Here is a 19,304-nt window from a genome sequence, read left to right as displayed (position 1 = left end):
AGGTCCGCTCCGTCCGCACCCGCCCGCCTTCAGGCCGGCGCACTCGAGAGACGGCGTAGGAGAGAAGCGATACCTGTGAGCGCAGCGACCACGCGAAGCCGCACCCCCGACCGCCTGTGCGCCGAGGCCGTCGACCTCGCCCGCGCCGCGGCGGAGGAGGCCGCCGCCCCCGGCGTCGTCGGGGAGCACGTAGGGGTGGTCTCCGACGGGGACCGCGTGGTCACGCACTTCTTCGAGTGCAAGGAACTCGGGTACCGCGGCTGGCGCTGGGCGGCGACGGTGGCGCGGGCCTCCCGCGCGAAGACCGTCACCCTCGACGAGGTGGTGCTGCTGCCCGGCCCGGACGCGGTCCTCGCCCCCGAGTGGGTCCCGTGGAGCGAGCGCCTGCGCCCCGGCGACATGGGCCCCGGCGACCTCCTGCCCACCGACGCGGAGGATCTGCGCCTCGAGCCTGGCTTCACCGGCGAGGACGCCCCGCCGCCGAACTCGGCCGTCTCGCACGAGATGGCGGAACTGGTCGAGGCGGAGGACGCCGAGGTGACGGAGGGCCCGCCCGCGCGGCTGCCGTCCGCCCCGGCGCGCGGCTCCATCCCCGCCGTCGCCGAGGAACTCGGCATGCGCCGGGCCCGGGTCCTCTCCCGCTACGGCCTGCACGCCGCCGCCGACCGCTGGGAGGAGGCGTACGGCCCCAAGACGCCCATGGCCCAGGCGGCCCCCGCAACCTGCGCCACCTGCGGCTTCCTCACCCCCATCGGCGGCTCCCTCGGCCAGGCCTTCGGCGTCTGCGCCAACGAGTTCTCCCCGGCGGACGGCCGCGTGGTGTCGCTGGCGTACGGCTGCGGCGGCCACTCCGAGGCCGCGGTCATGCCGAAGCCCCCGCAGCCTGCCCCGCCGGTCATCGACGAGACACGGGTGGACCCCTTCCCGCTGCGCCCGTCCGCCGACTCGGGGTCGGTGCCGGCGACGACGGACGAGGAGTCGGCGGAGCTGGGGCACTCGTAGTGCTCGCGCGCTCGTTTCGTGCGCTTGTGAAGTCCGCTTTCACCGGCGCGAGTTGAGGGTCGGGGCGGGGCAACTGCGGGATCATGCGCCGGTACGCGCCGGCGGTGGTGCTGCTCCGGCTTCGCCTTCCGGCGACAGCGGCCGTCCGCGTCCCGCACTCCTCCGGAAGCTGACCCCCTTCCTCGCGCGATACCTTCTCCTCACGCAGACGACGAGAGGGAAACCGACGTGAGCAAGTTCGTGCGGCCGGCGCCCGAGGGAGCGGATCCCTTCGGCACGGCCCGTCTGCGCCGCGGTGTCCTGGACGCCTGGGCGACCAGTCCCGCCCGTTTCCGGGAGGACGCCAACGCCGAGGAGGACCTCGTCCTCGGCGGCTACCGGGACCGCCTCGTCGTCGAGCTGGCGCAGAACGCGGCCGACGCGGCGGCGCGGGCCGGCGTCCCCGGCCGGCTGCGCCTCACCCTCCGCGAGGGCGTCCTCGTCGCCGCGAACACCGGCGCCCCGCTGGACGCGGCCGGCGTCGAGTCGCTCGCCACGCTCCGCGCCTCGGCGAAGCGGGACACACGGCAGTCGGCGGTGGGCCGGTTCGGCGTCGGCTTCGCAGCCGTGCTCGCTGTCACCGACGAACCCGCCGTCGTCGGCCGCCACGGCGGGGTGCGCTGGTCGCTCGCGGAGGCCCGCGACCTGGCCTCGGACACCGCCCGCCACAGCCCCGGCCTCGGCGACGAGATCCGCCGCCGCGACGGCCACGTCCCGCTGCTGAGGCTGCCGTTCGCCGCCGAGGGCACCGCGCCCGACCCGTACGACACAGCCGTCATCCTGCCCCTGCGCGACCCGGCCGCCGCCGACCTCGCCGAGCGGCTCCTGACCGCTGTGGACGACGCGCTGCTCCTCGCCCTGCCCGGCCTGCACGAGGTCGTCGTCGAGGTGCACGACCAGGAGCCGCGCACCCTGCGCCGCGCGGCCGACGGCGAGCTGACCGTCGTCGAGGACTCCCGCGACGGGAGCACCCGCTGGCGGATCGCCGCCGCCGACGGCCCGCTCACGCCGGACCTGCTGGCCGACCGGCCGGTGGAGGAACGGCTGCGACCGTACTGGTCGGTGACCTGGGCCGTCCCCGTCGACGGCGACGGCGCACCCGCGCGGCCACGCACCGGTCCCGTGGTGCACGCGCCCACGCCCAGCGACGAACCCCTCGGCGTGCCCGCGCTGCTCATCGCCTCGCTGCCGCTGGACACCACCCGCCGGCACGCGGCGCCCGGCCCGCTGACCGACTTCCTCGTCCAGCGCGCCGCCGACGCCTACGCCGGGCTGCTCGCCGCGTGGCGGCCGGTGGGCGCGGGGATCATCGACCTGGTGCCGGGCCCGCTCGGCAAGGGCGAACTGGACGGCGCCCTGCGCCAGGCGATCCTGGAGCGGCTCCCGCGCACCGCCTTCCTGCCGCCCGCGGTACCGCCGGCGCCGGAGGACGAGCTTCCGCAGGCGCTGCGCCCACGGGACGCGGAGATCGTGGAGGGCGCGGGCGCGGACACCGTGCGCGTGCTGGCGGAGGTCCTGCCCACACTGCTGCCGGCCGGCCTGGAACGGCGGGTCGAGCTGCGCACCCTCGGCGTGCCCCGCATCCCGCTGGCCGACGCGATCGACCGGCTGGCGGGCCTTGAGAAGGACCCGCACTGGTGGCACCGGCTCTACGACAGCCTCGCGGGCGTCGACCCGGACCGGCTGACCGGCCTGCCCGTGCCGCTGGCCGACCGGCGCACGACCATCGGGCCCCGCCAGGTGCTGCTGCCCACCGCGGACACCACCGGCGTCGACGCGGACGTCCTGGCCCGCCTCGGCCTCAAGGTCGCCCACCCCGACGCCGCGCACCCGCTCCTGGAGAAGCTCGGCGCGCTGCCCGCGACGCCGCGCGCGGTCCTCACCACCCCGCAGGTGCGGGCGGCCGTCGCCGCGTCCCTGGACGACGACGGCGGAGCCTTCTACGACGACCAGGACGCCCCGGACGCCGAGGAACTCGCCGACACCGTCCTGGCGTTGGTCCGGGACGCGGACCTCGCGCCCGGCGACGAACCCTGGCTGGGGGCGCTCGCCCTGCCCGACGAGGACGGCGAGCTCGCCCCCGCCGGTGAACTCGTCCTGCCCGGCAGCCCGTTCGCCTCCATCATCCGCGAGGACGAACTCGGCATGGTGGACGCCGACTTGGCGGAGAAGTGGGGCGAACAGCCGCTGGCCGCCTGCGGGGTGCTGGCCGGCTTCGCGCTCGTGCGCGCCACGGACGTCGTCCTCGACCCGGACGAACTGGAGCCCCGCGAGAGCGACTTCCCCGAGCCGGACGACGTGGGGCTGCTGGACGCGGTGGACGTGTGGTGCGAGGACGTCCTCGACCGGTTCCCCGACGCGCCGGTGCCGCCCGTCGCCACCGAGCTCGTCGCCGTCCGCGACCTCGACCTCGTCGACGACGACAAGTGGCCCGAGGCCCTCGCCCTGCTCGCCCGGCCGCCCCTGCGCGACGCCCTCACCCAGCCGGTCCGCGTCCTCCTCCACGACGGCACCCACGAGGTCGTACGCCCGTACACGGCGTGGTGGCTGCGCGGGAACCCGGTGCTCGACGGCCGCCGCCCCGCAGGCCTGCTGGCCGCGGGCGGCGACCCGCTGCTCCACGGCCTCTACGACGAGGCGGACGCGACCGGCTTCGACGACGAGCAGGTGCTGCGCGCGCTCGGCGTCCGCACGTCGGTGTCCGCGCTCCTCGACGAGCCGGGCGGCGCGGCCGAACTCCTGGACCGCCTGGCGGACCCGGACCGCGAGGTCTCCGCGACCCAACTGCACGGCCTGTACACGGCGTTGGCGGACCTCGACCCCGAGCAGGTCACCCTCCCCGACGACCTGCGGGCCGTCGTCGACGGCGAGGTGAGGATCGTGGACGCGACCGAGGCGATGGTGGTCGACTCACCCGACCTCCTCCCCTTCGCCCAGGGCATCCCCCTGCTCCCCGTCCGCCCCTCCCGTGCGGCCGAGTTGGCGGAACTCTTCCAGGTCCGCCGCCTCAGCGAGTCCGTGACGGCCGCGATCGACTCCGAGGGCACGGAACACGAGGTCCCCGCGTCGGTACGCACCTTGCTCGGCCCGAGCACACCGCACTCGTACGTCGAACACGAGGAACTGATCGTCGACGGCGTGGAGATCGACTGGCGCCTGACCCCCGACGGAGTGCTCCACGCCGCCACCCTGGAAGGAGTAGCCGCCGGCCTGGCCTGGTCCACAACCCAATGGCCCCGCCGCTTCGAGGTGGCAGCCCTTTTGGAAGACCCGTCCCGCACGGAGGAACTGGCGAGGGACCGCTGGTTCGACTGAAGACGGGGACCGTCCCGCCGGACGGCCCCCGCTCGTCGGACATGCCCACAGTTCCCCGCGTCTCCCGACCGGTGCAGGGGCGGCGCTGTCACAAGGGTGACCAACGCAACCAGGGCGTGTTTCTGAAGTCCTTCCCCCACTGCCTCAAGGGCGTTGGAGGCACCCCCAGGCTCGCAACGCTTGGCACGCGCGCTCGCCGTTGTCCGGGGTCGCCCTCGTACGCCCAGTACGAGGGCGACCTTCCGCCTTGCGATCGCACGCTCCCCACGCCCAAAGCGAACTCGCGCGGGAGAGCCCCCATCGCCGCCGCGAGCCCCGGCCTCCGGGTGGACGACGCTACTGCTTGTCGTGGTGCAGCAGACGCCCTAATTCCCAAAGGCTGGGATTGATCTTCGAACGGTCGCGAAGGAATGGTCGGCACAGATCACATGTACTGGAAATACTCCTCGCCCTGGAGCGTCAACACTGAAAACGCTCAGTGCCACCTGGTTGTGGTGCGCCGCGCTGGCGCAGTTTGCGCATGAACCGGATGTGGTCGACCTGGTGATAGCTGACATCGTTGATGAGCCCGATCTCCCGGGCTCCGCAGTGATTGTTCAGTTGGCCAAAATGAACGCCAGGAAGCACATGACGATGACAGAGGAGACCATGAATATCTGATATTTGCGAGGGTAATGGTATTGCTCCCTCTTGATCCCATTTCGAAATTCTTCGCCGTACTGGAGTAAAAGTGTTCGAGATGGCAGAAACCCAATCGTCAGCCCCGTCCATGTGAACGAGTACAGAATCAGCATTTGACTGGCGTTCCAGTGCTGCCATTGAGCTTTGCCGGCCGCGATCATGCCGAGGCAGGAGGCGATGGAGAGGACGAAGAGCATCAATGTCAACTTACGCACCTTCATCCATCTGTCCACTGCAAGGCACAGCAGTAAAGTTGCGAAAGCGGCCATCATGATCGGGTAAATCAGGGGAAGCCGGGCAAGCACAAGAGGTCCCATCGGTAGTCAGGGGGCCGTCGGCCGGCCGCCGGCCCCCTGCAGGGCTGTCGTCTTCAAGTGTTCAGAATAGAGATCCCAGCAGACCGGTGACGGGTGATATGAGATCGTGCCCGAACTGCGTGATCTTGGTAGCCGCCTTCGTGCCGCCGAGGGTGCCGATCCACTTTGACTGGCCGAAGGTGAGCACACCCAGCGCGGTGCTAGCTACGGAGCTCTTGAACTCGCTGCTGCCCCATCCGTAGCCGATCCCGGTGAAGAGGGTGTTCAGTCCCGCGAAGCCCAACGAAGCGTAGGCGAAACCTGCTGCAAAACCTTCTATGTACGGCACAGCGGGCGGGAAGACCACGCCGGCGCCCAAGCCGCTGACGCCGAGAATGGCAGACATGAAACCGGTGCCGATGCTCAGCCAGTTGGTGGCGTTAGCGAGCCACCTCGCGCCTTCCTGCCACCAGGGAAGGCCGCCCTGCACGCTGTCGTTGTCAGGGGTGTCGGCCGGGTTCGTTCCGCCTGCCTTGGCCTTGCGCACCTCCTCGACTGCCTTCTTGGCTGCTTCTGCGAGCTCCACTGTCCGCTTTGCGGAAGCGATCTGCTGAGCCTGGCTTGCGGCGGCTGAAGCCGCTCGCGCATCTTGGCCGGTCCCGCCACAGCGGTCCTCGACGCGGCCGAGTACCCACCACTGCTCAGCACCTGGTCAGCTCTCTTCCCCGGGCGGCCGGCGGTATCGCGGGTTCGGCAGGATGCCGGAGGCAGGGCTTGAGCCCGACACGCGGATTATGATCGACGACCCCTTTGTGTGCAATGACCTGCTTGAGGTCTTTTTGCGTAAGATCACTCCGGGGTACGCCGGTCCAGCCACCGCCACAGCAGCTCCAGCAGCGCCGACGCCGCCGCCGCGACGGCGACCGCCGTCCACGGCATCGACACCCCGACCAGCTTCAGGGCGAAGAAGTCCTGGAGCCACGGCACCACCAGCACCACCAGGAACGCCGCGCCCAGCGCCGCCACCAGGGCGATCCGCCACCACGTGTACGGGCGGGCGATGATTGCCAGGATCCACATCGAGGTCAGGAACAGCGTCAGCGTCGCCGCGCTGGTCTCCGCGTCCAGCGCGCCCGGCCCGGTGTAATGGTGGCGGGCGATCAGGTACGTCGTGAAGGTCGCCGCCCCGGCCAGCACCCCGCCCGGGATCGAGTACCGCATGACACGGCGCACGAAGTGCGGGCGGGCGCGTTCGGTGTTCGGGGCGAGGGCGAGGAAGAAGGCCGGGACGCCGATCGTCAGCGTCGACAGCAGGGTCAGATGACGGGGCAGGAAGGGGTACTCCACCTGCCAGCACACCACCAGCAGCGCCAGCAGCACCGAGTACACCGTCTTGACCAGGAAGAGCGTCGCCACCCGGGTGATGTTCCCGATCACCCGTCGGCCCTCGGCCACCACCGAGGGCAGCGTGGCGAAGCTGTTGTCCAGCAGCACGATCTGCGCGACCGCCCGGGTCGCCTCGGAGCCCGAGCCCATCGCGACGCCGATGTCCGCGTCCTTGAGCGCGAGCACGTCGTTGACGCCGTCGCCGGTCATCGCGACGGTGTGCCCGCGGGACTGGAGCGCGCCGACCATGTCCCGCTTCTGCTGCGGGGTGACCCGCCCGAACACGGTCGCCCGGTCCAGCTCCCGCCCCATGTCGTCCCGGCCGTCGGGCAGCTCGCGCGCGTCGACGGTACGGGCGTCCAGGCCGAGCTTGGCGGCGACCGCGCCCACGGACACCGCGTTGTCCCCGGAGATGACCTTGGCGCGGACGTCCTGCTCGGCGAAGTAGCCGAGGGTGTCGGCCGCGTCCGGGCGCAGCCGCTGCTCCAGGACGACGAGGGCGGTGGCCCGCGCGCCCCGGGCCGGCTCCGGGTCGGACAGGTCGCCGGCGGCACGGGCGAGCAGCAGGACCCGCAGGCCCTGCTCGTTGAGCCGTTCGGTCGCCGCGAGGGCCGGGTCGTCGGCGGCCAGCAGGACGTCGGGGGCGCCCAGCAGCCAGGTGCTCCGCTCCCCGTCGCCCTCACTGAACGTGGCCCCGCTGAACTTGCGCGCGGAGGTGAAGGGGAGCGCCTCGGTGCAGCGCCAGCCGTCGGCGTCGTCCGGGTAGGCGTCGATGATCGCCTGGAGTGAGGCGTTGGGCCGCGGGTCGGCCTCGCCGAGCGCGCCGAGCACCCGGCGTACGTAGGCGTCGTCGGCCCCGTCGAGCGCGCGGACCTCGGTGACGTCCATCCCGCCCTCGGTGAGGGTGCCCGTCTTGTCCAGGCACACGGTGTCCACGCGGGCGAGGCCCTCGATCGCGGGCAGCTCCTGGACCAGGCACTGCCGGCGGCCCAGCCGGATGACGCCGATCGCGAAGGCGACCGAGGTGAGCAGGACCAGACCCTCCGGGACCATCGGGATGATCCCGCCGACGGTCCGCGCGATGGAGTCCTTGAGGTCGTTCTCCTTGACGATCAGCTGGGTGACGACCAGGCCGATCGCGGCCGGGACCATCATCCATGTCACGTACTTGAGGATCGTCGAGATGCCCGAACGCAGCTCGGAGTGGACGAGCGTGAACCGGGAGGCCTCCTCGGCCAGCTGCGCCGCGTACGCCTCGCGGCCGACCTTGGTCGCCTGGAACGCGCCGCTGCCCCCTACGACGAAGCTGCCGGACATGACCGCGTCGCCGGGGTGTTTGACGACGGGATCGGCCTCGCCGGTGAGCAGCGACTCGTCGACCTCCAGCCCGTCCGCCTCCGCGCAGGTCCCGTCGACGACGATCTTGTCGCCGGGGCCGATCTCGATGAGGTCGCCGAGGACCAGCTCGGAGGTGCCGACCCGCACGGCGACGCCGTCGCGCCGCACGGTCGGCCGGGACTCGCCGATGACGGCCAGGGAGTCGAGGGTCTTCTTCGCCCGCCACTCCTGGATGATGCCGATGCCGGTGTTGGCGAGGATCACGAAGCCGAACAGGCTGTCCTGGATCGGGGCGACCGCCAGCATGACCAGCCACAGGACGCCGATGATCGCGTTGAACCGGGTGAACACGTTCGCCCGGACGATCTCTCCGACGGACCGGCTGCTGCGGACGGGGATGTCGTTGACCTCACCGCGCTCGACGCGCTCCGCGACCTCGGCGGAGGTGAGTCCGGTCACCGCCGGGCGGGCCGGGGCGGCTGTGGCGGCGTGCTCGGCGTCGGCGTCGGTGTGGGTCATGGGTTCGACGGTACGTGCGGATCAGGGCGGTCACCCGCCGGAAGTCCGAAAGATCCGACCCTGGGAGGAGGGGGGAGGGCAACCGTCGTGCGGCGGTATTACGGGTCCTACGGGTTGTCCGAGGGGCGCGCGTCGACGCCCCGCAGGCCGGCGGCGTCCGCGGCGTCCCCGGCGTGCCTCGCGTCCCCGCGGTGTACCGCACCCTCGGTGTGCGGCGCGTCCGTCGCGTCTCCGCCGTGTGCCGCATCCCCGGTGCGCGTCGCGTTCGCCGCGTCTCCCGCCCTCGCGGCCTCCCGCTTGATCGCCGCGTCCCGCTTGCGCACGTACCAGATGCCGATGAGGCCGAGGCCCGCGCCGGCCAGGCAGGTCCACAGCCACCACAGATGGCCGTGGTCCTCGTACCAGCCGTAGAAGGGGAGCTGGGCGAGGAAGAGGACGAACCAGATGACGGTGCCGCCGGTGACGGTGCCGACCACGGGGCCCTCCAGGGGCTCCGGCGCCTCGTGTCTGGGAGTTCCCGTAAGGAAGGGGGCCATGGGGGACAGCCTACGAGGCCTGTCGGTCTACGCGCGGAGATGGCGTGGCTTCATCTATGTGTTCATACTGAAACGGTTTGTCTTTGTCCCTTTCTGTTCGTAGGAAACGCCAATGTCGCCCTCGGCCACTGCCAAGGACCCCGCGCCGCAGGAGCCGGGCAGTATGCCCGAGCACGGTGCTCTCGACCGTTACTTCCGCATCTCCGAGCGCGGCAGCAGCCTCGCCCGTGAGATCCGCGGCGGCTTCGCCACCTTCTTCGCGATGGCCTACATCATCGTGCTGAACCCGATCATTCTCGGCAGCGCGAAGGACATGTACGGTCACCAGCTCGACAACGGTCAGTTGGTGACCGCGACCTGCCTGACCGCGGCGTTCACCACGCTGCTGATGGGCGTCGTGGGCAACGTCCCCATCGCCCTCGCCGCCGGCCTCGGCGTGAACTCCGTCGTGGCCCTCCAGCTCGCGCCCCGGATGTCCTGGCCGGACGCGATGGGCATGGTGGTCCTCGCCGGTCTCGTCGTGATGCTGCTCGTGGCGACCGGCCTGCGCGAGCGCGTGATGAACGCCGTGCCCTTCGGGCTGCGCAAGGCGATCTCCATCGGCATCGGCCTGTTCATCATGCTGATCGGTCTGGTGGACGCCGGTTTCGTCACCCGCATCCCGGACGTCGCCCAGACCACCGTCCCGCTCCAGCTGGGCACCGGCGGTCACCTCACCGGCTGGCCGGTGCTCGTCTTCGTCCTCGGCGCGCTGCTGACGCTGGCGCTGATCGTCCGCAAGGTGCCCGGCGCGATCCTGATCTCGATCGTCGCGATGACCGTCCTCGCGGTGATCGTCAACGCCGTCACCGACGTGCCGTCCTGGGGCCTGACCACCCCGGAGTGGCCGGGCAACCCCGTGGCCAGCCCCGACTTCGGCCTGATCGGCCAGTTCAGCCTGTTCGGCGGGTTCTCGAAGGTCGGCGTGCTGACCGGCGTCCTGTTCGTCTTCACGGTCCTGCTGTCCTGCTTCTTCGACGCCATGGGCACGATCATGGGCGTCAGTGACGAGGCCAAGCTGACCGACGCCCAGGGGCAGATGCCCGGCATCAACAAGGTGCTCTTCGTCGACGGCATCGCCGTCGCCGCGGGCGGCGCGAGCTCCTCCTCCGCCACCACCGCCTTCGTGGAGTCCACGGCGGGCGTCGGCGAGGGCGCGCGCACCGGCTTCGCGAACCTCGTCACCGGCGGCCTGTTCGCCGTCGCCCTCTTCCTGACCCCCGTCGCCACGATGGTCCCCTCCCAGGCGGCCACCCCGGCCCTCGTCGCGGTCGGCTTCCTGATCCTCGCGAACTCGGTCAGGGACATCGACTGGGCGGACTACACGATCGCCGTCCCCGCCTTCGTGACGATGGTGATGATGCCGTTCACCTACTCGATCACCAACGGCATCGGCATGGGCTTCATCACCTTCGCCGTGCTGCGCCTTGCGGCGGGGCGGGGTCGGGAGGTGCCGACGCCGATGTACGTCGTCGCCGCCGTGTTCGCCTTCTACTACCTGATGCCGGCTCTCGGACTGACCTGATGCCGGGCCGCCGGTCCCGCCCGGTCCACAGGCCTGCCGGCCGGCGGGCTCACGGGCCTGTGAGCCGACCGGTGTGAACCCGGCCTTCGGGCCGGCCGATGTGTGAGCCCTGCGGCCTCGCGTGATCCGCTCGACGCGGTTCAAGCGAGGCCGTAGAACTTTTCCGTCTCCTCGACTGCGATCTGGAACCGCTCGTCGAAGTCGTTGCGGACGAGCGTCTGGACGACGTAGTCCTGGACGCTCATCCCGCTTCTGGCGGCATGGTGCCGGAGCCGTTCGAGCAGGTCGTGGTCTATTCGCAGGCTGAGCACACTGGTCCCCATGGCTACGAGGGTCGCGGCACGTATCGGGACGGTGGGAGGCATTCCGCGCACGTATCACCCGTATGAGTGACATTCGGGCACAGGTGAGGTTGCGTGGCGGGCGTCACGGGCACTCGGGGACCCCTGCGGTGGTCCTTAGCGAGGGTAATGAGTTACGCTAAAGAACATGCCGGACCTTACCCATGGCGACGACGCTGCCGCCGTGAACTCCCTGCGATCCGCCGTGATGCGGTTGTCCCGTCGGCTCAAGCACCAGCGGGTCGACGAGTCGCTGAGCCCCACCGAGATGTCGGTGCTCGGCACCCTCTCCCTGTGCGGCAGTGCCACCCCGGGCGAACTCGCCCGCAAGGAGCACGTGCAGCCGCCCTCGATGACCCGCATCGTGGCGCTGCTGGAGGCCAAGGGCCTGGTCCGGCTGGAGCCGCACCCCGAGGACCGGCGCCAGAAGGTCGTCACCAAGACCGAGCAGGCCGAAACCATGCTCGAGGAGAGCCGCCGCAAGCGGAACGCCTTCCTGGCCACCCTCGTCGACGGCCTCGACGACGACGAGTGGGCGAAGCTGCGCGCCGCCGCCCCCGTGCTGGAGAAACTCGCACAACTGTAGGACGCCAGAAGGAGGCGAACCCGTTTGAGTTCGGGACCCGGAGCAGACTCCGCCCCCGCACCGACCACCCACGACACCGTTCCACCGGCGCCTGCCGAAGGCGCCCGCACGTCCTCACCGGGCGACGCCGCCAAGGCCCCGCTCGGCACAGGCGCCCGCAAGTCCTCGATGTTCAGCTCCCTGAAGGTCAGGAACTACCGGCTGTTCTTCGCCGGCCAGGTCGTCTCCAACATCGGCACCTGGATGCAGCGCATCGCCCAGGACTGGCTGGTGCTCAGCCTCACCGGCTCCGCCACCGCCGTCGGCGTCACCACCGCCCTGCAGTTCGTGCCCATGCTCTTCTTCGGGCTCTACGGCGGCGTCCTCGTCGACCGGCTGTCCAAGCGCCGCACGCTGCTCGGCACCCAGGCCGCGATGGGCCTCACCGGCGTCGCGCTCGCCGCGCTCACCCTCTCCGGACACGTCCAGGTCTGGCACGTCTACGTCGCCGCCTTCGCCATGGGCCTGGCGACCGTGCTCGACAACCCCGCCCGCCAGTCCTTCGTCTCCGAGATGGTCGGCCCGGCGCAACTGCAGAACGCGGTCAGCCTGAACTCCGCGAACTTCCAGTCCGCCCGGCTCGTCGGCCCCGCCGTCGCGGGCCTGATGATCACCGGTGTGGGCACCGGCTGGGCGTTCCTCGCCAACGGCCTGTCCTTCGTCGCGCCCATCACCGGTCTGCTGCTGATGCGCGCCCGCGAGCTGCACGTCGTCGAGCGCGCCCCGCGCGGCAAGGGCCAGCTGCGGGAAGGCCTGCGCTACGTCGCCGGGCGCCCCGACCTGATCTGGCCGATCGTCCTGGTCGGGTTCGTCGGCACCTTCGGCTTCAACTTCCCCGTCTACCTGACCGCCTTCGCCGACGACGTCTTCCACGCCGGCGCGGGCTCCTACAGCCTCTTCAACACACTCATGGCCGTCGGCTCGCTGATCGGCGCGCTGCTCGCGGCCCGGCGCGGCACGGCCCGGCTCCGGGTGCTGGTCGCGGCGGGGATCGCCTTCGGCGTGCTGGAGCTGGTCGCGGCGGCCGCCCCGTCCCTGTGGCTGTTCGCCTTGCTCATGGCCCCGATCGGGGTGTTCGGCATGACGCTCAACGTCACCGCCAACACCAGCCTTCAGATGGGCACCGACCCCGCCATGCGCGGCCGGGTCATGGCCCTGTACATGATGGTCTTCCTGGGCGGCTCCCCGGTGGGCGCGCCGATCGCCGGCTGGATCACCGACGCGTACGGCGTCCGCGCCGGCCTCGCGGCGGGCGGCGCCGTCTCCGCCGTCGCGGCCGTCGCGATCGGCTTGATCCTCACCCGCATCGGCGGTCTGCGGCTCGCGGTGGGCTGGCGCCACGGGCACCCGACGGTGCGGTTCGTGCCGCGGGAGCGGGAGGAGCTGGCCGCGGCGGCATAGCCCCCGGTCCGACGTTCGGCGGGCCCTCAGGATCGGCCGCGCACGGGTTCAGTCGCGGGGGAACTTGTCGGTCTTGAGGGTCAGGCCGAGGGGCGTGGAGGTCATGTCGACGTCCGTACCGAAGACCACGGACAGTTCACTGAGGTACTCGCCGTCCTTGGGCTGCGTGTAGAGGTGACACTTGCCCTGGTAGGGGTCGGCGACGAGATAGACGGGCACCTCGGCGACGGCGTAGGCGGTCTTCTTGGGGCCGTAGTCGTTGGCGGCGGTGCCCTTGGAGATCACCTCGGCGACGAACTCGACGTCGTCGTGACGCCAGCGGCCCTCGTCGTCAGCCTCGGCGGAGTCGCGGAGTTTGACCACGTCCGGGCAGAAGCCGTTCTCCTGACCGGGGAAGTCGATGCGGACGTCGGAGAGAACCCTGACGCCCTTCCCGGACTTCTCGCGGACAGCCAAGGCGATCTGGAAGATGATCTCCCAGTGAGTGGCCCTCTGAGGTGTCATGTGGACGCTGCCCCCGACGATCTCGACCCGGAATCCTTCGGGGACGGGCATCTGCTCCAGCCGCTCGAACCACTCGTCCAGGCGCTGGGTGTTCGCGTCGGCCATGGCGATCCTGTCGTCGACGACGGTCATCGTGGCGCTTCCTCCCCGGCTGTCCCGTGGGCGGGTGCAGCCGCGCAGTACAACCATACGTACGGCGTCCGGGACACACGCCCGGAACCCGGGGCAGGAGCAGGGGCAGACTGACCGTATGAGACTCTTCGCCGCCGTCCTGCCTCCCGAGGACGTCGCCCTCGAACTCGCCGACGAGGTGGCCGCGTTGCGGAAGCTGCCCGGTGCGGACGCGTTGCGCTGGACCGGACGGCCCGGCTGGCACTTCACGCTCGCCTTCTACGGCGAGGTCGACGACGACGTCGTATCGGAGCTGTCGGCCCGGCTGGCGCGGGCCGCGCATCGCACCGCGCCTTTCGCTCTCGCGCTGCGCGGCGGCGGGCAGTTCGGGCACGGGCGGGCGTTGTGGGCCGGGGCGGACGGTGAGACGGCGGCGCTGCGGCGGCTCGCCGAGCGGGCGGAGGCCGCGGCGCGCAAGGCCGGCCTCGACATGGGGGAGCACCGCCGCTACAAGGCCCATCTGACGCTGGCCCGCAGCCGGGACGCCGTCGACGTCCGGCGTTACGTCGAGACGCTGGACGCCTTCGCCGGCCGGACGTGGACGGTGGGCGAGCTGGTGCTGGTGCGCAGCAACCTGCCCAGGTCCGGGACGCCGGGGGAGCAGCCCCGCTACGACCCGGTCGGCCGGTGGGCACTGGACGGGGCCGGTTAGGCTCGTGGTGTGGACCCGAAAACCCGTAACCGGATCATGGCCGCCGTGCTGGTGCTGATGTTCGTCGTCGTGGCGGTGGCCGCGGCGCTCTAGCTCCGCTGGTCGGGCGGCTCGGGGTGCTTGCCGTCGCCGGTCGGCCGCGGGTCTGTGGGGGCTGGTCGTGCAGTTCCCCGCGCCCCTCGGGGGGTTGCCCTCGCGGCGTCTGCAGGCGGGCGCTTGCTTGCTTCGAGTGGGCTTCAAGGCGTTGGCTGGGGCCCCATGGAGTACACGCAGCTCGGACGTACCGGACTCAAGGTCAGCCGACTGGTCCTGGGGACCATGAACTTCGGACCGCAGACGGACGAAGCGGACAGCCACGCGATCATGGACGCGGCGCTGGACGCCGGTATCAACTTCGTCGACACCGCGAACGTGTACGGGTGGGGCGAGAACAAGGGCCGCACCGAGGAGATCATCGGCAGCTGGTTCGCCAAGGGGGGCGAGCGGCGCGACAAGGTCGTCCTCGCCACGAAGGTGTACGGCAACATGGCCGGCGACGGCGCCGCATGGCCCAACCACGACAAGCTCTCCGCGCTGAACATCCGGCGCGCGGTCGACGCCAGCCTCAAGCGGCTGGGGACCGACCACATCGACGTCTACCAGTTCCACCACGTCGACCGGAACACCCCGTTCGAGGAGATCTGGCAGGCCGTCGACGTGCTCGTGCAGCAGGGCAAGATCCTCTACGCCGGGTCAAGCAACTTCCCCGGCTACAAGATCGCCCAGGCCAACGAGATCGCCGCCCGCCGCGGCGGCACCATCGGGCTCGTCAGCGAGCAGTGCCTGTACAACCTGGCCGAGCGGCGCGCCGAGATGGAGGTCATCCCGGCCGCGCGGGAGTACGGGCTCGGGGTGATCCCCTGGTCCCCGCTGCACGGCGGACTGCTCGGCGGCGTCCTCAAGAAGGAGGCGCAGGGCGTCCGCCGCGCCTCCGGCCGTGCCGCCGCCGCACTGGAGGACGACGGCGTCCGCGCACAGGTGCAGGCCTACGAGAACCTCCTCGACAAGCACGGCCTGGAGCCCGGCGAGGCCGCCCTGGCGTGGCTGCTCACCCGCCCCGGCGTGACCGGCCCGATCGTCGGCCCCCGCACCGCCGAGCAGCTCCAGTCGGCGGTCCGCGCGGTGGAGTTGGAGCTGTCCGAGGAGCTCCTCGCCGGCCTGGACGAGGTCTTCCCCGGCCCGGGCCCGTCCCCGGAGGCCTTCGCCTGGTGAGGACTTGAGCGTCAGCCGGCTGTGCCGTCGGGTTGTAGGGGCGTAGGGGTCGTAGGGGGCCGGGCTCCGGGCCTACGAACTTCTGCGCCCCGTACGGGCCTTGGGGGTGTTACCGGTCCTACGGGTCGTAGGGGCCGCCCATGCCCCACGCCTGGTGCAGCGCGTCCGCGAACGCGCCGGCGAGTTTGTGTTCGCCGCTCGCGTTCGGGTGGGTGCCGTCGTAGGTGTCGGTGTGGATGTCCCAGGTCTCCGGGACCGACGCCATCAGCAGCGGCGACGAGGGCTGGTCGAGGTCCGCGGCCGTCTTGGCGAGCAGTTCGTTGAAGCGGGCGACCTGCGTGGCGAAGGGCGCGTCGTTCGCGGCGCGGACGTTGGGGATCACCGGCAGCAGCACCGCCCGCACCCGGGGCCGGGCCGTCCTCGCCTCGGCGACGAACGCGCGGACGTTGTCCGCCGTCTGCTCGGCGTTCGTGTAGAAGCCGAGGTCGATCAGGCCCAGGGAGACCAGCAGGACGTCCGCCCGCTGCTCCCGCACGGCCCCGCCGACCAGCGGCGCCATGTGCAGCCAGCCCTCGCCCCACCCGGCCAGGTGCCGGCGCGGGAAGTCGGGTTCGGCGTACGCGTACGAGGTGGGGGCGTCCGCTGCCTTCTCGTACAGCGTCTCGCGCGGGCCGACGAAGGTGAACGAGCCGCCGTACGTCTCGCACAGGTGTCGCCACAGGCGGTAGCGCCAGGTGTGCTCACCCGCGCTGCCGATCGTCATCGAGTCGCCGACGGGCATCAACCTGAGCATCCGCTCATCATGAGGGATCAAGGTGACGTGTGGGGTGTGAGGCCTGCCACGGACGACGCAAAGACCGGGCGGGGTGGCAGTCTTGGGGCATGCGTCGACCGTTCGCCCTCCTTGCCGGGGCCCTGCTCGTGGGCGCCCTCACCGTGCCCGCCTCCGCCGCCGACGGCGACGGGAGCTTCACGATCGAGGACCCGCGCATCACCGAGTCCAGCGGCCTGGCCGCCTCCCGCCGGCACCCCGGGATCTACTGGACGCACAACGACCAGGACAAGGGCGCCTTCCTCTACGCGGTGGACAGCTCCACCGGCCGCACCGTCGCGACGATCACCATGACCGGCGTGGGCACCCCGCGCGACGTCGAGGCGATCGCCGTCGGGCCGGACGGCCGGCTCTACGTCGGCGACATCGGCGACAACGACGGCGTCGAGTGGGACCACGTGTGGGTGTACCGGCTGCCCGAGCCGAAGGAACTCAAGGACCAGAAGGTCCGCGCCACGCAGTACGTCGTGAAGTACCAGGACGGCCCGCGCGACGCCGAGTCGCTCGTGGTGCACCCGAAGACCGGCCGTGTCTACATCATCGACAAGCAGGAGGAGGGCGGGCACCTCTACGAGGGTCCGGCCCGGCTCTCCGCCTCCGGCGTCAACGTGTTCAGGCCCGTCGCCCCCATCGACCTGTGGGCCACCGACGCCGCCCTCTCCCCGGACGGCCGGCGTCTCGCCGTGCGCGGTTACTTCGGCGGCATCGACTACGACTGGAACGACGGCCGGCCCGAGCGGCTGGGGCGGCTCGACCTGCCGTTGCAGCGGCAGGGGGAGTCCGTCAGCTTCTCGGCCGACGGCTCGAAGCTGCTGTACGGCACGGAGGGCGAACAGAGCCCGGTGCAGGCCGAGGACGCTCCCGGCGATGCCGGCGGGAGCGGCAAGTCCGCTTCCGGAGGCGGGAGTTCGGCGTCCTCGAAGAGCGGAGACGGGGCCGGTGAGGGGACGGGCAGGACCGTGAAGCTGGGCGCGGCGGCCCTGGCGGCGCTGTGCCTGGCCGTGTTCGGCGTGCGACGACTGCGGCGGCGGGGGTAGCGGGGGCGGCGGAGGCTCTCCCGGGGCCGGCGGAGGTACCCGGGAGCGGCGGGGGGGGGTGAGCCGTCCCCTGATCGCGCGCGGAGCGGAGTCCGCGGCGTTCCGCATCTTGACGTGTTCATGCGCCTTGACTTCCATGGAAGAGCGGGGTGGGAGCGCTCCCACTGATTCCGGCCCGCACCTCCCGAGAGGAAGCAGGCACATGTTCCGCACCAGCTTGCGCAGGACGCTGTGCGCGGTGGTCGCCGCGCTCGTGTTACCGCTGGCGGCCGGCACGCGGGCCACCGCCGACACCGCCGCCGACGTGGCGGCCGGAGCCGGGACGGCGGCGGCCGGGCTCCGCTCCGCCGACGCCGGAGCCGGCTACTGGCACACCAGTGGACGCCGGCTCCTGGACTCCGCCGGTCAGCCGGTCCGCGTCGCCGGCATCAACTGGTTCGGCTTCGAGACCGACAACCGGGTCGTCCACGGCCTGTGGACCCGCGACTACAAGAGCATGGTCGACCAGATCCGGACGCTGGGTTACAACACCCTCCGCATCCCCTACAGCGACGACATCCTCAAGCCGGGGGCGACGCCCGTCGGCGTCGACTTCTCCGGCGGCAAGAACGCCGACCTCCAGGGCCTGACCTCGCTGCAGGTCCTGGACAAGATCGTCGGCTACGCCGGTCAGACCGGCCTGAAGGTCATCCTGGACCGCCACCGGCCGGACTCGGCGGGCCAGTCGGCGCTCTGGTACACCCAGGCGGTCCCCGAGTCCACGTGGATCGCCAACCTCAAGGCGCTGGCGGGCCGTTACGCCGGCAACTCCGCCGTCGTCGGCGTCGATCTGCACAACGAGCCGCACGATCCGGCCTGTTGGGGGTGCGGCGACACGACCAGGGACTGGCGGTTGGCCGCCGAGCGGGCCGGGAACGCGGTCCTGTCCGTCAACCCGCAGCTGCTGATCTTCGTGGAGGGCGTGCAGAGCTTCAACGGCTCCTCCAACTGGTGGGGCGGCAACCTGATGGGCGTCGCCCAGTACCCGGTCCGTCTGAACGTCGCCGACCGGCTGGTGTACTCCGCGCACGACTACGCCACCAGCGTGGCCCAGCAGCCCTGGTTCAGCGACCCCTCGTTCCCCGCGAACATGCCGGGCATCTGGGACCGGTACTGGGGTTACATCTTCAAGCAGAACATCGCCCCGGTCTGGCTCGGCGAGTTCGGCACGACGCTCCAGTCCACCGTCGACCAGCGCTGGCTGTCCGCCCTGGTGAGCTACCTGCGCTCGACGTCGGCGTACGGCAGCGACTCCTTCCACTGGACCTTCTGGTCATGGAACCCCAACTCCGGGGACACCGGGGGCATCCTGAAGGACGACTGGACGACCGTGGACACCGTGAAGGACGGCTACCTGGCGAGCGTCAAGGCTCCGGGCTTCCCTCCCGGCCCCGGAGGCGGCGACCCCGGCGACCCCGGTGACCCGGGTGGCGGCACGCCCGCCTGCACCGCCGTCTACAGCGTCAGCAGCGACTGGGGAGGCGGTTTCAACGCGGAGGTGAAGGTCACCAACTCCGGTGCCAAGCAGCTGAGTTCGTGGAAGGTCACCTGGACGTGGCCCGGCGCCCAGAAGGTGACGAACATGTGGAACGCGACGTACACCCAGACCGGTGCGACGGTGACGGCGACGAACGCCGCGCACAACGGCAGCGTCCCGGCGGGCGGTTCGGCGAGCCTCGGCTTCGGCGGGGCGCCGGGCGGGGGAGGCGTACCGAGCGTGAGCTGCACGGCGACATAGACCCGCTACGCGGGCAGGCGGGGGCCGAGAGGATCCC

At 71.3% G+C, this 19,304-nt stretch carries 15 protein-coding genes and 1 pseudogene; 9 read left to right on the top strand and 7 right to left on the bottom strand.

All coding sequences use genetic code 11. The features are described 5' to 3' along the window. The first annotated feature begins 75 nt into the window (after positions 1-75). Both ACIOC0_RS14745 and ACIOC0_RS14740 read left to right on the top strand, forming a co-directional pair. Complete coding sequence (locus tag ACIOC0_RS14745; protein WP_402155382.1) at positions 76-1,002, top strand: DUF3027 domain-containing protein; 927 nt, start codon at positions 76-78, stop codon at positions 1,000-1,002. A 228-nt stretch (positions 1,003-1,230) separates the two neighbouring features. Next, the gene (locus ACIOC0_RS14740) at positions 1,231-4,356 is read left to right on the top strand and encodes a sacsin N-terminal ATP-binding-like domain-containing protein (RefSeq protein WP_402155381.1); all 3,126 of its coding nucleotides are present in this window, start codon (positions 1,231-1,233) and stop codon (positions 4,354-4,356) included. A gap of 596 nt (positions 4,357-4,952) precedes the next feature. Here the strand turns inward: ACIOC0_RS14740 and ACIOC0_RS14735 are convergent. The 4 genes and pseudogenes from ACIOC0_RS14735 to ACIOC0_RS14720 form a co-directional block, all read right to left on the bottom strand. Next, entirely contained in the window at positions 4,953-5,354 is a 402-nt protein-coding gene (locus ACIOC0_RS14735) for a hypothetical protein (RefSeq protein ID WP_402155380.1), read from the bottom strand. A gap of 61 nt (positions 5,355-5,415) precedes the next feature. Then, positions 5,416-5,919: a hypothetical protein gene (locus tag ACIOC0_RS14730; protein ID WP_402155379.1), complete on the bottom strand. Its 504-nt coding sequence runs from the start codon at positions 5,917-5,919 to the stop codon at positions 5,416-5,418. A gap of 263 nt (positions 5,920-6,182) precedes the next feature. Then, on the bottom strand, positions 6,183-8,576 hold the full coding sequence (locus ACIOC0_RS14725) for an HAD-IC family P-type ATPase (protein WP_402155378.1): 2,394 nt from the start codon (positions 8,574-8,576) through the stop codon (positions 6,183-6,185). Between the two features lie 269 nt (positions 8,577-8,845). Further along, positions 8,846-9,112: pseudogene (locus tag ACIOC0_RS14720) on the bottom strand (DUF2530 domain-containing protein); the annotation flags it as partial. A 112-nt stretch (positions 9,113-9,224) separates the two neighbouring features. Here ACIOC0_RS14720 and ACIOC0_RS14715 point away from each other — a divergent pair. Further along, positions 9,225-10,676 carry an NCS2 family permease gene (locus tag ACIOC0_RS14715; RefSeq protein ID WP_402155377.1) on the top strand — a complete coding sequence of 484 codons (1,452 nt, stop codon included), beginning with the start codon at positions 9,225-9,227 and terminating at the stop codon, positions 10,674-10,676. A gap of 140 nt (positions 10,677-10,816) precedes the next feature. Here the strand turns inward: ACIOC0_RS14715 and ACIOC0_RS14710 are convergent, their stop codons facing one another. After that, the gene (locus tag ACIOC0_RS14710; protein WP_351091634.1) at positions 10,817-10,999 is read right to left on the bottom strand and encodes a ribbon-helix-helix protein, CopG family; all 183 of its coding nucleotides are present in this window, start codon (positions 10,997-10,999) and stop codon (positions 10,817-10,819) included. A gap of 166 nt (positions 11,000-11,165) precedes the next feature. Between ACIOC0_RS14710 and ACIOC0_RS14705 the strand changes: the two genes are divergently transcribed. After that, the gene (locus ACIOC0_RS14705; RefSeq protein ID WP_402155376.1) at positions 11,166-11,603 is read left to right on the top strand and encodes a MarR family winged helix-turn-helix transcriptional regulator; all 438 of its coding nucleotides are present in this window, start codon (positions 11,166-11,168) and stop codon (positions 11,601-11,603) included. 24 nt (positions 11,604-11,627) lie between these two features. After that, a complete protein-coding gene (locus tag ACIOC0_RS14700; protein ID WP_402155375.1) occupies positions 11,628-13,043 on the top strand; it encodes an MFS transporter in 1,416 nt (471 codons plus the stop codon). 48 nt (positions 13,044-13,091) lie between these two features. Here ACIOC0_RS14700 and ACIOC0_RS14695 read toward each other — a convergent pair whose 3' ends face one another. Beyond that, the gene (locus ACIOC0_RS14695) at positions 13,092-13,679 is read right to left on the bottom strand and encodes a Uma2 family endonuclease (protein WP_402155374.1); all 588 of its coding nucleotides are present in this window, start codon (positions 13,677-13,679) and stop codon (positions 13,092-13,094) included. A 118-nt stretch (positions 13,680-13,797) separates the two neighbouring features. On the opposite strand from ACIOC0_RS14695, the gene thpR reads away from it, so the two are divergent. Together thpR and ACIOC0_RS14685 are read left to right on the top strand one after the other, a co-directional pair. Further along, positions 13,798-14,370, top strand: a complete 573-nt coding sequence (gene thpR, locus ACIOC0_RS14690; RefSeq protein ID WP_402155373.1) for an RNA 2',3'-cyclic phosphodiesterase — start codon at positions 13,798-13,800, stop codon at positions 14,368-14,370. Positions 14,371-14,628: 258 nt separating this feature from the next. Beyond that, positions 14,629-15,621, top strand: coding sequence for an aldo/keto reductase (locus ACIOC0_RS14685; RefSeq protein WP_402155372.1), 993 nt, complete (start codon positions 14,629-14,631; stop codon positions 15,619-15,621). Positions 15,622-15,739: 118 nt separating this feature from the next. Here the strand turns inward: ACIOC0_RS14685 and ACIOC0_RS14680 are convergent, their stop codons facing one another. Continuing rightward, complete coding sequence (locus ACIOC0_RS14680) at positions 15,740-16,414, bottom strand: SGNH/GDSL hydrolase family protein (RefSeq protein WP_402155371.1); 675 nt, start codon at positions 16,412-16,414, stop codon at positions 15,740-15,742. A gap of 89 nt (positions 16,415-16,503) precedes the next feature. Between ACIOC0_RS14680 and ACIOC0_RS14675 the strand changes: the two genes are divergently transcribed. Both ACIOC0_RS14675 and ACIOC0_RS14670 read left to right on the top strand, forming a co-directional pair. Continuing rightward, entirely contained in the window at positions 16,504-17,490 is a 987-nt protein-coding gene (locus ACIOC0_RS14675; RefSeq protein WP_402155370.1) for a WD40 repeat domain-containing protein, read from the top strand. Between the two features lie 202 nt (positions 17,491-17,692). Continuing rightward, positions 17,693-19,267, top strand: coding sequence for a cellulase family glycosylhydrolase (locus tag ACIOC0_RS14670; RefSeq protein ID WP_402155369.1), 1,575 nt, complete (start codon positions 17,693-17,695; stop codon positions 19,265-19,267). Positions 19,268-19,304: the final 37 nt, after the last annotated feature.

It is taken from the genome of Streptomyces sp. NPDC088254, assembly GCF_044740925.1.
GTDB lineage: Bacteria > Actinomycetota > Actinomycetes > Streptomycetales > Streptomycetaceae > Streptomyces.
Note: the sequence above shows the minus strand (reverse complement) of the source record. Positions and strands in the feature narration are given on the sequence as shown.